Source organism: Roseateles chitinivorans, assembly GCF_050632235.1.
GTDB classification, from domain to species: domain Bacteria; phylum Pseudomonadota; class Gammaproteobacteria; order Burkholderiales; family Burkholderiaceae_C; genus Roseateles; species Roseateles chitinivorans_A.
Window position 1 is genome coordinate 2,401,652 of record NZ_CP192584.1, and the last position, 14,533, is coordinate 2,416,184.

Annotated in this window: 12 protein-coding genes; 6 read left to right on the top strand and 6 right to left on the bottom strand. The window is 57.8% G+C overall.

Features of this window, described 5'->3' with window-relative positions:
- Window positions 1–42: 42 nt before the first annotated feature.
- The 6 genes from ACQ859_RS10825 to ACQ859_RS10850 all read right to left on the bottom strand — a co-directional run bounded on the left by ACQ859_RS10825 (window position 43) and on the right by ACQ859_RS10850 (window position 6,209).
- A complete protein-coding gene (locus tag ACQ859_RS10825) occupies window positions 43–459 on the bottom strand; it encodes a hypothetical protein (protein WP_431265774.1) in 417 nt (138 codons plus the stop codon).
- Window positions 460–547: 88 nt separating this feature from the next.
- The gene (locus ACQ859_RS10830) at window positions 548–1,249 is read right to left on the bottom strand and encodes a DUF3800 domain-containing protein (protein ID WP_431265775.1); all 702 of its coding nucleotides are present in this window, start codon (window positions 1,247–1,249) and stop codon (window positions 548–550) included.
- Window positions 1,246–2,520, bottom strand: a complete 1,275-nt coding sequence (locus ACQ859_RS10835; protein WP_431265776.1) for a restriction endonuclease subunit S — start codon at window positions 2,518–2,520, stop codon at window positions 1,246–1,248. Before ACQ859_RS10835 ends, ACQ859_RS10830 begins: the two co-directional genes overlap by 4 nt.
- Window positions 2,510–4,078 carry a type I restriction-modification system subunit M gene (locus ACQ859_RS10840; protein ID WP_431265777.1) on the bottom strand — a complete coding sequence of 523 codons (1,569 nt, stop codon included), beginning with the start codon at window positions 4,076–4,078 and terminating at the stop codon, window positions 2,510–2,512. The genes ACQ859_RS10835 and ACQ859_RS10840 overlap by 11 nt, the downstream gene beginning before the upstream one ends.
- A gap of 53 nt (window positions 4,079–4,131) precedes the next feature.
- A complete protein-coding gene (locus tag ACQ859_RS10845; RefSeq protein WP_431265778.1) occupies window positions 4,132–5,802 on the bottom strand; it encodes an N-6 DNA methylase in 1,671 nt (556 codons plus the stop codon).
- Between the two features lie 98 nt (window positions 5,803–5,900).
- A complete protein-coding gene (locus ACQ859_RS10850; RefSeq protein ID WP_431265779.1) occupies window positions 5,901–6,209 on the bottom strand; it encodes a hypothetical protein in 309 nt (102 codons plus the stop codon).
- A gap of 1,055 nt (window positions 6,210–7,264) precedes the next feature.
- Between ACQ859_RS10850 and ACQ859_RS10855 the strand changes: the two genes are divergently transcribed.
- The 6 genes from ACQ859_RS10855 to ACQ859_RS10880 all read left to right on the top strand — a co-directional run bounded on the left by ACQ859_RS10855 (window position 7,265) and on the right by ACQ859_RS10880 (window position 14,528).
- Window positions 7,265–7,585, top strand: coding sequence for a hypothetical protein (locus ACQ859_RS10855; protein WP_431265780.1), 321 nt, complete (start codon window positions 7,265–7,267; stop codon window positions 7,583–7,585).
- A gap of 618 nt (window positions 7,586–8,203) precedes the next feature.
- Window positions 8,204–9,442 carry an HlyD family secretion protein gene (locus ACQ859_RS10860; RefSeq protein WP_431265781.1) on the top strand — a complete coding sequence of 413 codons (1,239 nt, stop codon included), beginning with the start codon at window positions 8,204–8,206 and terminating at the stop codon, window positions 9,440–9,442.
- A gap of 121 nt (window positions 9,443–9,563) precedes the next feature.
- Window positions 9,564–11,699, top strand: a complete 2,136-nt coding sequence (locus ACQ859_RS10865) for a peptidase domain-containing ABC transporter (RefSeq protein ID WP_431265782.1) — start codon at window positions 9,564–9,566, stop codon at window positions 11,697–11,699.
- Between the two features lie 409 nt (window positions 11,700–12,108).
- Complete coding sequence (locus ACQ859_RS10870) at window positions 12,109–12,339, top strand: hypothetical protein (protein ID WP_431265783.1); 231 nt, start codon at window positions 12,109–12,111, stop codon at window positions 12,337–12,339.
- Between the two features lie 102 nt (window positions 12,340–12,441).
- Window positions 12,442–13,548, top strand: a complete 1,107-nt coding sequence (locus tag ACQ859_RS10875; RefSeq protein WP_431265784.1) for an MvdC/MvdD family ATP grasp protein — start codon at window positions 12,442–12,444, stop codon at window positions 13,546–13,548.
- Entirely contained in the window at window positions 13,545–14,528 is a 984-nt protein-coding gene (locus ACQ859_RS10880) for a hypothetical protein (RefSeq protein WP_431265785.1), read from the top strand. Before ACQ859_RS10875 ends, ACQ859_RS10880 begins: the two co-directional genes overlap by 4 nt.
- Window positions 14,529–14,533 lie beyond the last annotated feature (5 nt).

The window sequence follows — 14,533 nt, forward strand, 5'->3', positions numbered from 1 at the left end:
GAAGGAGTATCCGAAGCCCTTGCACATCCGTGTGCCGGGGCTTCAGTCTTTTCGGGCCGCCCAGAAGGCGTCCCGCTCCTTGGTGAACTTGCGAATGGTGTGGCCGCGCAGACAATATGCGGTCTTCAGCAGGCAATACCGGGTCCCTTCCTGGGTTTCACGCTTGGCAAGCACAACGGCGAAGTCGTGCGCCTCTGCCCAGATCACCACATGCGTCTCGCGTCCGCGCTGGTTCTCCCACCATGAGAACCCGCAGGATTCGGCATGCTCAATGCACCATGCTACCCAGCGCACACGCTCACAACGAGCCAGGTCGGGGGTGCGGTCGTCTTCGTCGCGGTTGTCCTGGGCGGGGGCCTCCGAGATTAGGTGCCAGAAGCCGTAGCCCTTTTTCTTGGTCGTCGGATTAAACCGCACCTTCACCGGCTGCCCGAACAGCGTCAGGCCGGCGTGGGCCACCGTCTCCAGGTAGACCGCGTAGATCGCATCTTCATAGCGTGCCCAGTCCCCCCGAAGGCGGACAAGGGCATCAAGGGTGGCGGCGCACTCAAGCTTGCGGCCTCCAGATGAACAGGTTGAACTTGTCGGCGCGCATCAACGAGCTTTGCTCCAGGCTCAGGCCCGAGCGATGCCGTACATGCGCCACCAGCGCCAGCTTGGCAGGGCTGTCCTGCAGCCCCCGGTGGGCGTACGACAGCGCGCCGATGAGAAGGTCTGCCAGCTGCAGCAGCAGCACATCGTGCGAATGCACCAATTCGACGGATTCGATCACCTGACGGTCAAAGTCGTAGTTGGCATTGCAAAGCACCTCATGCAGCTTGTCGACCTTGACTTGCCCACGGGTGTCCTTGATGTCCAGAAAAATCCGGTAGCGTTTGCTCGGGTCGATCAGGCGGTTCAACAGCGTGTACCACTGCTTGTAGTAGAAGCCGTCGTGGTCCTGCCCAAACTTCGCGTGATCCAGAGCCTGCTTTTCAGGCACCACTAGGCCGCGGAAGTGAAGCAGCGGCTCGTCGAAAAACAAGTCCAGCAAAGCTTGATAGAACGCCGCCTGACCCGGCGACACCTTGACCCACTTGATCTCGAAATGTGGGGGCAAGCCGAAGGAGGCCTTCAGATCTTTGATCTGCCGGGCCAGCATCTGCCGATGCGAGGCGGGACACCACACGGCACCCAGCACCATGGCACGCAGGTGATCGTTCTCCAGGTGGCACGATTCATCGCAGTAAATGTGGATGCGCTCGTTCATGCGGTAGCCTCCAGCAAGGAATGCGGCTCCGGCAGCCTCAGCTGGCCGGAAATGAGGCGGGGGAGAAGGGTGTCGCGGAGGGATGAGAGGGTCTGCGCTCTATCTGCGTTGTGCCTGAAGGAGGCAAACAGCGGTGCAATGCGACTACTGAATGCTGCGGTCACTTCGGAGCTGGATTGCAAGAACTGGATCCTCCACATGTTCGACTGGCTCAGCTTTGCCTGGACCGCACCTGTGATGTAGGGCTGGATGTTGGTTTGCTTCAGCGCCAACATCAAATGCTCGGTGCTGACACCGTTCGCGCCTTGCATTACATGGGCGTGGTTGTTAACCCAGAACTTGCCCCAGACATACTGGGTAATCGGAAACCCATTGGCGTCGGCGACTGAGCCGTCTTCTCCTGTAAGCAGGTAGACGCCATCGAACAGGAAGTCGTCCACATGGTCCATCAGAGCCGCGGCGCCGTAGTACGGGTATTGTCCGCGCCGCTTCTCGCGGTCTGCGCCTGACAGCGGAATTCGGATGGAGTCAAAGATCCGCGTCACTTCCTTGAGACTACAGTAGGACCACCCCCTTGGCACCTTCCCCAACTCCGAGTCCTCGAAACTGTCGGGGAAGCGGGCGGCGGTGGCTTCGTCCATGCCTTCGGGAGCGCGACCGTCGCGCTTAGCGCGCACGGGGTCGAAGTCCACGAACCAAGACTTGAATAGCGCCTGGGCGATGGCTTCCAGCGTGGCGTTGGTTTCGCGGAGTAGAGTGATGCGGTCGTCAATTGCGCGCAGCGTTGCGGCGATCTCTCTTTGCGTATTGAGTGGCGGGATTCGAAGCTCGAAGTTAGGAATGTCCTTGCACCGCAGGCTGTCGAAAACAGCGCCGACGTTGATGAACTTGCCGACCTGATCCCACCAGTCGGGCCCGCTCACTAACCACCGAAGAAACTCCGGGCGAACGACTTTTCCATCTGCGCGCAGCACAACCAGGTTTTGGCCAATCGCGCATGCCAGGCCTTCCGGCACATGCGCACTTTGACCAGAGTTGCAGCGCCGAACAACGATGACGTCATGCGCCTGCGGTTTGAGCTTGCGCGTCCATTCAAGATAGTCGGGCTGCGAAATCCGCCGGACGCCGTCAAGACTGATACGGCCATTCTTCAGTTGCGGAATGGCAATGTACGGATAGCCTTCTTTGGCGGCGGCGGGTGTGCGGTGATCGCAATCGATCAGCGCAACACCGGCCTGCCGCAGCGTCAGGCTAGGCCACTCAGAACTCATACCCCAGCCCTCCCAGCTTCGCACGGATCAACGCATCCAGCTCTGCACCCTTGGCCATCTGCTCGCCCAACTGCTCGGTCAGCCGCGTCATCTTGTCGGCGAAGGCCTCGTCGTCGTTCTCTACCTCTTCGGCTCCCACATAGCGCCCCGGCGTCAGCACATGGCCGTGTTGGGCAATCTCGGCCAGCGGCACGCTGCGGCAGAAGCCCGGTACGTCGGCATACTCGCCCACCACCTCACCTTCAGGTGCCTCGCCGCGCCAGGCCGCCACCGTGCTGGCGATGCGCTCGATTTCCTCGTCCGCAAACTCGCACTGCACCCGCGAGATCATGCTGCCAAGCTTGCGGGCGTCGATGAACAAGACCTGCCCCTTGCTCGCGGTGGGCTTCTTCTTGGCCAGGAACCACAGGCAGGCCGGGATCTGGGTGTTGAAGAAGAGCTGGCCGGGCAGGGCAATCATCACCTCCACCACATCGGCCTCCACCATCGCCGCGCGAATCACGCCCTCGTTGTTCTGGCTGGAGCTCATGGAGCCATTCGCCAGCACGATGCCGGCGCGGCCGGTGGGCTTGAGGTGGTGCAGCATGTGTTGCAGCCAGGCGTAGTTAGCATTGCCCTGCGGCGGGTCGCCGTATTGCCAGCGCGGGTCGCCCTCCAGGCTACCGTGCCACCAGTCGCTGATGTTGAAGGGCGGGTTGGCCAGGATGAAATCGGCGCGCAGGTCGGGGTGCTGGTTGCGCGTGAAGGTGTCGCCCGGCTCGCGGCCGAGGTTGAAATCGATGCCGCGGATGGCCAGGTTCATGGCGGCCAGGCGCCAAGTGGTTGGGTTGGCTTCCTGGCCGTAGATGGACACGTCGCCCAACTTGCCGCCGTGAGCCTCGATGAAGCGCTCGGACTGCACGAACATGCCGCCCGAGCCACAGCATGGGTCGTACACCTGACCGTGGTGCGGCGCCAGCACGGCGACCAGCGTCTTGACGATGCTGGCCGGCGTATAGAACTGGCCGCCCCGCTTGCCTTCGGCGCTGGCGAACATGCCGAGGAAGTATTCGTAGACCTGGCCCAGTACGTCGCGTGCCGCGCCGGGATCAGCGCCGAAGCCGATGGTGGACACCAGGTCCACCAGTTCGCCCAGCTTGCCGTTGGGCAACTGCGCTCGGGCATAGCGCTTGTCCAGAATGCCCTTGAGCTTGGGGTTCTCGGTTTCGATCAGTCCCAGGGCCTCGTCGATCAGCTTGCCGATCTCGGGCCGCTTGGCCTGTGATCGCAGTGATTCCCACCGGGCCGCCTCGGGCACCCAGAACACGTTGACGGCGGTGTAGTAGTCGCGGTCGTCGGCCTCGGCGGCTAGGTCTTCGGGGCTGGCGTCGCCGTAGAAATACTCGTCGTTCGGGTCGGCCAGCCGTACCACGACCTCAGCCCGACGCGCGGCGAAGGTGTCGGAGATGTACTTCACGAAAATCAGGCCGAGCACCAGATGCTTGTATTCGGCCGCATCCATATTGGCGCGCAGCTTGTCGGCCGTGGCCCAGAGGGTTCTCTTGATGTCCTGATTCATTCTGTTTGTTGTGCTTGTTCTGTCGTTGTGATTGATGTCTCTCTTCGCTGCCGCTACAGCGCCTCGATCGGCCAGCGCTGCCAGACGATCTCTTTCATCCGGTGCTCGAGCGCTGACACTCGGTGCTCAAGGTCGCGTAGCTCGCAGAAATCTCGTCGTATCCCGAGCGCTGTCTCGTAAGAGGGTAGCGGGACTGACACCGCGCTCAGCAACGTTCCGGGGCTGATGTGTTGAACGCCGGTACCAACTTGCAGTCCAAGGAGTTGCTCCTGCCCGTGCGGTGAACGCAGATACATGAACAGCACTTCGGGGGAAATCGTGGCTTTGCCCTGTTTGAGGCGTAGCGCCACACAGCTCTGCGACACGACCGTCGGCCTATGCGTTGCTGCGTCGCCCATCAAGCCAACTCGCCCCACAGAGCCCTTAACGCAAAGGATGATGTCCCCCTCACGCACATGGACGGACTCCTTTGGCGCAGCCTTCAGGAGTACCGACTTGTCCAACTCTCCGCTGATGGGCTGCCAGAGCCGCAGTTCAGGCAGACCAACCTCTGCGACCTCGAAGGGGGTCGATTCCTTCGTAATAGCAGGCGGCCGAATGACCTCGCATATCTCATCGAGGGTCACCGCAACCTCATCAAGGTCCTTCACCTTGCGGAGATAACGGGATGGGGCAAAGCTGTACTCGTTCGCAGCGATCTCGTCGCGCGTGACGCGTCGAGATCTGTCACCCTCCGCCCGCTCCAGTACCGAGCGGTGACCGTCTGCGACGGCTTGGCCTGCTTCCAAAAGCGAGCGGCGGGCTTTGCCAAGGTCCGCCATGTACACGCTGTCTGCACAGTGTTCGAAGTCCATCAGCAGCATTGCCGCAGCAACCGTAGTGCCCTGAAACACGCCAGCCGGGAGGGCCACGACAGCGTCAACTTCGTTTCGCTCCCGGCCTCGGTACAGAAGGTACTCGCGCAGCCGTTGGTCATGGCCTTTGGCGAACAGCACCCCTTGCGGCGTCAGGAAGACCGCGCGCTTGTCGGCCCGATCTGCGAACTCATGGATCGCCCATGACTCGCTGCGAGGGAACTGCTCGTTATTGCTCCTGTCGGTTGTGACCCATGGCGCGAGACGCTGGTCCTTCATCTGCATGCCGGGGGGCGGTAGCACCAGCGCATAGTCCGCTCGAAGTCCCGACGGCTTTGTCGAGAAAGACCCGAGGTCAAACTGGACTGCTTCTGGCTGCGGTGATCCGGTTTCGATGGTCCACATGAGTTGGCGGACGAGGGGCCACGTCGGCAGTGGAGACCAGGCCAACACGCGAAGACCGCGACGCAGCGCCTGTACCGTCAACTGGCCTCTCAGGTCGAACGGAATCCACACCTCGCTGTTCGCGGGGGCACCGAGTAGGTCGAGAGCCAGCGAAGCCAGTTCGGGTACGACGGTCCCACCAATGTCGGCATGGCCACCAGTCGGATCCATCAAGCATGGAAGTACATCCCAAGGACCGAGCTTGGCCTCCTCGATGACATGCGAGACGATGGCTGCGGCTCGCTCCGCGCGATGCTGCCCATCGGTGCTTGGCGACATCGCCAACTCAACTGCCGTTTGGGGGAATCCTTGAGATGCCAGTACTTTCCAGCCCGCAAGATCGGCCAGATCAATCTGTCGCGTGGCCGAATGAACCGCAAGGTCGGCGACCATCCTGCCAGCCGCCAGCCAAACCAGGGCGAACAACTGGCTATTGATGGCTCCATCGCGTCTCACGAGGTCAACGAGGGCTCGAAACGCTCTTGTGGGCGGGGGCGCGGTTTCCGTTGTGTGCATGCCGGCGCTTAGCTCTGACGGTGGCCGATGGTGTTGACCGTGCCGTCATCGGCGCTGACGACTGCGTAAGCGCCGGTCAGCGCTTCAACTTGCTTCGTGTGGCGGACCGCTCGGGTTAGCGTGGCCATGGCGGCGTCAGTCATGAGGTACCGGATGCTACCCATGCCGTTGCCGTCGTGTTCTCGCTGGCCATATGCCAGGAGCAACGGAGGTGCCAATTGGTCGACGGCGCGTTGTTGAGCCAGTTTGTTGCCGTGCCGCGAAAGAACTTCCCGACGCGAACGGGTTGCTTCGAAATGTTGGTTGCTGTGGGCCATGCACGTCTCGGCTGTCGTTGTGTAAATCGTAGCCTGGTACGATTAGACTGTCAACGTAGCGTGCTACGAATGTGGTGGCTGACGGCTACGTTCTGTTGGAGATCTGCGAGGGCAAGATCCCCAGAGGGAGTTGACAGCGGGGGCGATGGCCTCTGGTTGCAATTGCACCTTTGCTACGCGCGAGCCCGGGATGTGATGGGACGTCCTGGGGCGATCGCCCCGCCTTGAAGGAGACTTGAAGGCGCGCGTGCAGCCAGTGGGTAAGCCAGCCGGAACTTGAAGCGTCGTTGAAGAATCGGGAAGGCTGCTTGAGATCGGCAGCGCCCCGCGCCGAGATTGCCGCACGCCGGGCGCCGCGGCTCTGCTCACCCTTGAGCGCTTGCTGGCGCTTGAGAATCTGCAGAAGCTGACCGCCGCTTGGACGAGGTCGTGAGATCCATCGATATGGGCATTGGCGGTGCGAAGTCTTCGTAAGCAAAAAACAGGGCAGGGGCTTTCGCAGTGCTTCGTTCTTGTCCCAGTTCCATGAGAGCGCAAAAGACCCAGCGATGCGCCCGATCGGGGAGAGGGGCGCGTCGCAGTTCTCCCAATCGACAGCACGCTCCACGAGGTCGGTCCGACGTGCAGTTGATCGTGCGAGCGCGCAGACTTAGAGCGAAGAACGGCGTTGCGTCACGCACGAGCTCAGCCGCATCGATGGCCTGGTGTTCCTTGATGTGCGCGCGGCGCTGCACAGAGATCGGCGGCGCGTGCCCAAGCTACGCTCGCGGGCGCACGACGGATTGACGGTGGCGGCAAGGTCGCAGGGGAGGGGAGCGAAGCCAGCTCGACCGTGCCGAGCTTCGGTGATTGCGGCGTACTCGGTGCAGACACAGCCGTCAGCGCGACTGCAGATGCGGAGTGTGCAGACCCCGCAGCGCTCGGGATAGAGATCAAGGACGACACCGTGTAGGTGCCGCTGCCGGAGCATGGACTGGACTTTGACTCGGTCTGCGCGGCGCCCCCTTAGCCGTCGCCCACCACCTAAGATGCGCCACATGACTCATACGACAAGCATGGACCTGGAGCGCATGGCCCAGATGGTGCTCGAGCTCGATCGCTTGGCCCGGGACCTGCCACTGGTGCTGGGGAAACTTCGCTCGGTGGAAGCCAACACGCTGGCCCGAGGGCTGTCCGCGCAGTCTCAAGCGCTTCGGTTGGGCGTTGTCATGGAGTTGCCACCCTCGGCGCTGCTATTGGACGCGCAAGCCCTCGAAGCGGCCTACAGGCGCCTGGACAGGCTGTCCCTAGGCTCGCGCATGCCGGGCACCGGCAGAGCCGCGCTAGTGCTTGGCACCAGTCTGGCGGCTCAGCTCATTGCGGAACTTTCGGACTAGCTCGAGCACGGGCCCGGACGTGCCACCGGCCCAGGAGCACTCCGGCTGGAGCTGACCTCCGAAGTTGACTGCGAACATGGCCTCCATGGCGGACCCCGGAGGTTCACGAGACACGCGAACTGGTGAGCTCGCGGTCGTCGTCTTGTGTTTCTCCGCTTGCACGACGCGTGGATACCAAACCCGGCTGACTGGCGTGAAGTACCTCGACGGCCAGCAAGGATAGGGCCGAGAGGCGCCAGCTTCCGCAAGCGAGCGAGCCGGTGACAGATATGCGGCGCTGCGGGGTCAAGCACATGAACCACCATCTTCAGGACATCGGCAACTGAGTCGCCGAAACGGGAACGAGTAGAGCTTGCTGACTTCTTGCCCAGCGACAAGAAATCGGCGGATTGAGGTTCGTCGCTTCGAAAGCAATGGCGACCATTGCCCTTATAGCCTCCTCCCTCACTCAATTCCAGTGAATACATAGGTTCAGGAAGTTCCGCAACTGTAACCCCTTACAGCATGCTTCCGCTGCCCTTGCCCTTACGGGCGGTTAACATATATGCAAGGGAATTGCTATATATAGAATATATGTCGGAACCGCTGTATAGAAAAGAAGTATTTCAGAGTCGCCGCATGGGGTGGCTCGGTTCGGTCCGCCGCAGTCGTCAAATTCCTCAGAATATTCTGGCGGCGCTCGCGCTAGTTTTGGTCTCGGCGCTTGTCCTGTTTATTGCGTTCGCAAGCATCACGAGGAAGACATCGCTACAAGGCGTTCTGCTGCCAGCTGCAGGGACGGTTCAAGTCAAATCCCCACGCTCCGCGACCCTGTCTCGGCTGCTTGTGACAGTTGGGCAGAAAGTCAAGCGAGGAGACGCTCTGGCGATCTTGATTATCGAGCAACAGACTTCGTTGGGCGATTCATTGAATCGAGAGGTCTCCGCTTTAGAGGAAAAAGGTCAGGCGATTCGGAGTCAGTTGGGCCTCGTGAACGCTCAGTATTCACGGCGCATTGAAGCCGCGGTAGCGCATCTTGCAAGCATTGAAAGGGAGTTGAAAGAGTCTCAGGAAGAGCGGCGGCTTTTTGAAATGAGGGTCGCCATTGGTAGGGCCACCTATGCGGCCTACGAGCGATTGGTTGCTGATGGTTTCTATTCCCCTCTGTTGCGAATGCAGAAGGAAGGCGAATTATTGGAGCTTGAGGCAAGACTTAAGTCAATGGACAAGGCAATTGAGGGGCTAGTCCGAGAGCGCAAGGCTGCCTCATTCGAGCCGGATGCTGCGAAGAATGACGCGGAAATGTCGCGTAAGAACATCGAGCAATCCCTAGCTGATTTGCAGCGGGCTTCTGTTGATTCAGCGACGAAAGGGGAGGTGCAGCTAATGGCGGCGCAGGATGGAATCATCGACGCTCTAATGGTCAACCCGGGTGACACTGCGATCGCCGGTCAATCTCTGATGACAATCATCCCGAGCGCAGGTACCTCCGATGTAAAGCTGGATGCATACCTGTTTGCCACGGGCCGGACGGTTGGGCTCATTTCTAATGGCCAGCAGGTCAGAGTGCGCTACTCTGCCTTCCCCTATCAGCGATATGGATATGGGAAGGGCGTTATCGAAGGCGTCGCTTCTAGTCCGGTGGCGATGCAAGATCTCCCTGCGTCCTTGGCGGACGCGCTTCGAGCATCAATAAAGGGGAATGAGCCAGTCTATCGAATTCACGTAAGGCTGGAAGAGCAGGCGCTTTCCAACGGTACTAAGCTGTTCCCATTGAAGAATGGAATGACACTCGAGGCGGACGCGGTGCTCGATCAGCGGAGAGTCTACGAATGGATTTTCGAACCAATCATTCGGGCGACCAAGAAGATCAATTGATGTGCGCTCTAATCCCACCTTGCCATCGAAGCCATCTTGAGAGAGATGTCAGGTTAATGACGAAATCATCGATCAACTCTCGCGCCGTTCAGACTTCTCCTATTGGTCCCTCGATATCCTGATGCGAACCATTCTTCAATCAGAGGCTGCAGAGTGCGGCTTGGCCTGTCTTGCGATGATGGCAGACGCACATGGCATTGAAATATCCCTTCGTGATCTGCGTGCAAGGTATCCAACCTCGATCAAAGGCGCAACGCTTAGAGATCTCGTACAGTACGCGACAGATCTAGGCTTTGACTCCCGTGCTGTCAGCGCGGAGCTAGATGGCTTGGCGGAGCTGACATGTCCTGCGATCCTCCATTGGAATTTAAACCACTTCGTTGTGCTCAAGCACTTCAGTCATCGCACGGGCGCATGCACGATTGTGGATCCGGCGCATGGCGAAATTGTTCTGGCGCTTAAAGAGGTCTCCAAGTCTTTCACAGGCATCGCACTTGAGCTCTCCCCAAATGTTGATTTTGCGAAGCTCCAACTGCCTGCGTCCCCCCGATTAACTCTGCGTGCTTTGACTGCAGGGATGCCAGGCCTTGGCGGTGCTGCCGCTCGGGTCGCGGTGGTGGCAGCGAGCCTCCAACTGTTCGTCCTTGGCGGGCCACTTCTGAATCAATTCATCGTGGATGATGTTGTGGCGAGCGGCGATCACGAGCTCCTTCCGATTCTCGGCCTGGGATTTGGGCTACTTCTTCTCAGCCAGTGCACGGTGGCGTGGATTCGTAGCTGGATGCTACTGCGCCTAGGGCAATCACTGTCCCTGCAGTGGGCGGGAAATGTTTTTTCCCACTTGTTGCACCTCCCGCTTAGCTTTTTCGAAAAGCGAAGCATGGGAGACATTTCTTCAAGATTCTCATCTGTCCAGGCGATTCAGCGAACTGTCACGTCATCTCTCGTGGAAGCTGTGCTTGATGGAATTACTGCCTGTGTAATTCTTGCGCTAATGTTGGCGTACTCGGTCAAGTTGACGCTGGTGGCATGTTCTGCGGTCGTTGCATATTTGGCGCTGAGACTATTGACCTACGCAAAAATACGCGACTTAACCGCAGAGAAGCTATCGGCACAAGCAAAGGAATCGACTCATTTTCTTGAGTCCCTTCGTGCAATAACGCCAATTCGCCTATACGGCATCGAAGGCGATAGGTTCTCAAGGTGGAAGAGCTACTCAATAGATGTTCAGAACAAGGATTTTTTGCTGGGTACCAGAAATCTCGCTTTCATGACGATAAATTCGCTCATCTTTGGCTTTGAGGGGATCGCCTGTTTGTGGATTGGAGCCGGGCTTGTAATTAACAGTACCCCGGAAGTTGGCGTGTTTACCGTCGGAATGCTCATGGCATTTGTTGGGTTTAAGGAGCAATTCACCCGCCGAATGTCGACATTCATAAACAACCTTATAGATCTGCGCACTATCCGAGTCCATCTAGAGCGTCTCGCTGATATCGCTCTCGAAGAGCGCGAGAGCAGATGTTCGACGCAGCCGGCTGCGGTCGCGCCTCCGTCAGGCGTGCTCGAACTCCGCGACGTCGGATTCCGATATGGCGAAGCGGCGCCTTGGCTGCTGCGTGGCGTCAATTTGCAGGTACAACCAGGTGAGTGCGTGGCGATTACGGGCCGAAGCGGCACTGGAAAAACGACACTTCTCAAGATCTTGTTAGGCATTCTCAAGCCAACTCGTGGCCAAGTGCTTTATTCTGGTGTCCCGATCGAGCAGTTGGGGATGACTTCATATCGACGACTTATCGGTGCAGTCATGCAGGATGATGCATTGCTCGCAGGGTCCATTTCGGAAAATATTGCCTTCTTTGATTCGGAAGTTGATGAGGCGAAGTTGCGCGCCGCAGCAGCTTTGGCTCAGATCGATGAAGATATCGAGCGAATGCCGATGCGCTATGAAACCATGATTGGCGACTTGGGTTCCGGTCTTTCCGGCGGGCAGAAGCAGCGGCTCATCCTTGCTCGCGCCGTGTACCGGTCACCTTCAATCTTGGCCATGGACGAAGCAACCAGTCATCTCGATGTTTCGAATGAGAAACTGATTGCCAAGGCTTTGGCAGAACTGTCCGTCACTCGAATCATCATCGCCCATCGTCCAGACACCATTGCGATGGCTGATAGGGTCGTGTTGCTTAAGGAGGGGCGGCTGCACGCTGCACCTAGTGGTCAAGAGGTACAGTCAAATCCACTTGAAGAGGAGGTTGCCTAAGTTCCTACGGAGGCGAGAACGTCAGATTTTCGTGATCTACTAAGAATGCCCTGCATCTGCGGGGCATTTTTATTGCACGCACGATTTTGTCTTGTTCTCTCTTTTCGCTCAGATCCTGATGTCGGGATGATTTTTTGAGGCCTCGACTGCTTTCAAGGTCGCCAAAGCTGTGTCCCGCCAAGGCTGCTTCAATTTCTCTTCCGTACGAGTGACGAATACTCATCACCGCAAGATTGTCTCCCTTGTCAAGTCGCCCTTATGGGGGTGTCGTGGATAATTCTTCTCTGGCACGGAAAATTCTTCCATTCCGTCAAGTGTAAGGAGTTACAGGTCTTATATGGCTTCCCCTGATGTATAAACTTGCTGCGGTTTTGCCGCGTATCTCAACGTATTTTTTAGGGAAAACTAGATGAAGAACCGAATCGTTATTCGGACGAATGCTCTGAAGTCGCCTGAGAGCAAGCTGAAAGAACTGCCAACGGATGTGCTGAAGGATGTCTCGGGCGGCGGCAAAACGTTGGAGCAGTATGAAGATCCGGGCGATGGTGAGGGTGGCGGTCTGACCGGCCCTGGCCGCACGAAGACGCGCAATGAGTATCATCAGCCGGTTGATGACGACACGTCTAACGCGGACTTCTGAATCAGATCTAAGCGAAGTACGAAACGACTCGTAGTACTTCGCGCGTGATATGGTAATTAGCTCGTCCCGCTATTGCGGGACGAGCGCATTCTGGGAATGCTGGTGAGCGAAGTTCTGATAATGACGTTGGCGCATGACATTCATGCACATTGTGTTGCTTCAGCCCTTGAATCCAGGGGGCACATTGTCAAAAGATGGATCGGGGATCGATTTCCCAGCGCTCAATCAACGAGCCTCTGGCTGTGTCAAGATTCTGACCCATACGGCGTGGTTAGAGAGGGTCAGGAGAGCATTGGCCTGTCCGAGTCGGTGGATGTCGTTTGGCTACGCCGTCCACGCTGGCCGGTGACCCCAGACAAGCTACTCCCGGAGGATAAAGAGCCCGCCGCCTTTGAGTTGAAGGAATGGTATCGATCGCTTTGCGGCTCGAGTTGGCAAAGTGCGCGCTGGGTGAACTCGATTGCCGGAAGACGTGCAGCGAACAACAAGATCTTGCAACTAAAGCTCGCGCGGCAGGTTGGGCTAATTATCCCCAGCACGTTGGTATCCAATGAACCGGCGGAGGTGCGCAGGTTTGTATCTGGTGCAAGGACAGTGGTAAAGCCGTTCTATACGCAGAGTTGGCAAGAGCAGGACGGCCTCTTTCACTCTTTCACTGCGGCCATTGATCTTGATCGCCTTCCCGCTGATGAATACATTGCTGCCTGTCCCGCGATATATCAGCGCGAGGTTGTCAAGCATTTTGAAGTGCGCGCGTTCTTCTGTGGAAACTCAGTTCAGAGCATCGCGCTGCACTCTCAAGATAACAAGGAGAGCGCCAGTGACTGGCGGACCGTCGACCCAGCGCTACTTTCTCCTCATCCGATAAAAATGCCGAACTCAGTGCAGAACTCCTGCCTGCGTTTGATGAAGAGCCTGGGTATCGTTACTGGTTCGTTTGACTTTGCGGTTACGAAGTCTGGAGAATGGGTATTCTTTGAAGTTAACGAGCAGGGGCAGTTTCTTTGGATGGAAGAGGTTTCCCCCGAGACTACGGTTCTTGATATGTTTGTTAATTTCATCGAGTCGCCTGATCCAGAAGGTTTTTGCTACATTCAGAAAAGTGGCATGCATAGATTTGCCGAAACTTTGCGTAGCGCCCGGGTAAAAGAACTTGCCGAGCAGGATGCCATGGGGGCGCTTGGCGGAATTCCTCTGGCAATGCTATGAGTTCTGCGTTCATGCTAGTTAAGGCCTCTTTGATTCTTGCGTCTCTTTTGATTTGGGAGGGCGCGAGTGCTGTGACTCTAGAATCCATAGACATCGTCGCCCCCTCTACTGTGTCGACGGAAGAGGTGCGCGCTGTCACTCGTCTCATTCGTGGGAAGGACTATGGTGATGAGACCATTCAATTTAAGGCTGCGTGCGATGCGGTTCGTGAGTTTCGGCCACTTAGTCGCGTTCGATGCTCGTTGGTTACGCGCTCAGAGAACCGCGCAACCTTTGGTGTTGAGGTACTAGACAAGCCGTATATTCCTTCGGGCGAGCGTCCCTCTTGTCGGGCGATCAGCGTAAATGACCGTGATTCTCCGCTTTGGAAGGAGTACGTTGACTTTGAGGAGTTTCGTCGGTCTCAGTATGAGGAGTCGACGGATAGCAGGGTGGGGAACGAGTTTGTGAACTCGGAAATGGAGCTGGACTATCAATTTCCGCCAATGCACGAACGCATGAAAATGCTCTCATCGCGCATTCGGAGTAATGAGGGTGAGTTGTTCTCGTGGCTTTCTAGTTGCGATGTTTCACGCAAAAGCGCCGGTCTGGATCTTTTGTCTTACCTCGGTGATGCGAGTACGGCAGCGAGATTCGCGCTGGCAGAGTCTGTGAGTGGGTCGCCGGAGGTTAGGAACTCTGCACTTCGTCTGCTTTCAACGTTTGCGAGTGCGTTGAATGCTCGGCAGAGACTGGATGCGGCAAAGATCGCTTGCGAAGGTCTAGAGAATGGCGGCTTTTTGGATGTAAACAAATCTTTAGGTTTAATTGAGGCCTTGGAGTCGCTCGAGTTGCAAAAAGGCGTTAGCCTCGCAGCTTCCTGTGTGGAAAGAATTTCTCAGTTTGCTCGTGAGAGCACTTCGCCGCAACTGGGGGGATTTGCAAGATCAGTTGTCGATCTTCGGAAACGGAAGATCAATGGCCCTGGTTCGAGGGACTGAACAAT

Coding starts and splice junctions, on each gene's coding strand:
- ACQ859_RS10850 (WP_431265779.1), bottom strand. CDS start 6,209: ATGGCCCACAGCAACCAACATTTCGAAGCAACCCGTTCGCGTCGGGAA.
- ACQ859_RS10830 (WP_431265775.1), bottom strand. CDS start 1,249: ATGAACGAGCGCATCCACATTTACTGCGATGAATCGTGCCACCTGGAG.
- ACQ859_RS10840 (WP_431265777.1), bottom strand. CDS start 4,078: ATGAATCAGGACATCAAGAGAACCCTCTGGGCCACGGCCGACAAGCTG.
- ACQ859_RS10855 (WP_431265780.1), top strand. CDS start 7,265: ATGGACCTGGAGCGCATGGCCCAGATGGTGCTCGAGCTCGATCGCTTG.
- ACQ859_RS10860 (WP_431265781.1), top strand. CDS start 8,204: ATGGGGTGGCTCGGTTCGGTCCGCCGCAGTCGTCAAATTCCTCAGAAT.
- ACQ859_RS10865 (WP_431265782.1), top strand. CDS start 9,564: ATGCGAACCATTCTTCAATCAGAGGCTGCAGAGTGCGGCTTGGCCTGT.
- ACQ859_RS10870 (WP_431265783.1), top strand. CDS start 12,109: ATGAAGAACCGAATCGTTATTCGGACGAATGCTCTGAAGTCGCCTGAG.
- ACQ859_RS10880 (WP_431265785.1), top strand. CDS start 13,545: ATGAGTTCTGCGTTCATGCTAGTTAAGGCCTCTTTGATTCTTGCGTCT.
- ACQ859_RS10835 (WP_431265776.1), bottom strand. CDS start 2,520: ATGAGTTCTGAGTGGCCTAGCCTGACGCTGCGGCAGGCCGGTGTTGCG.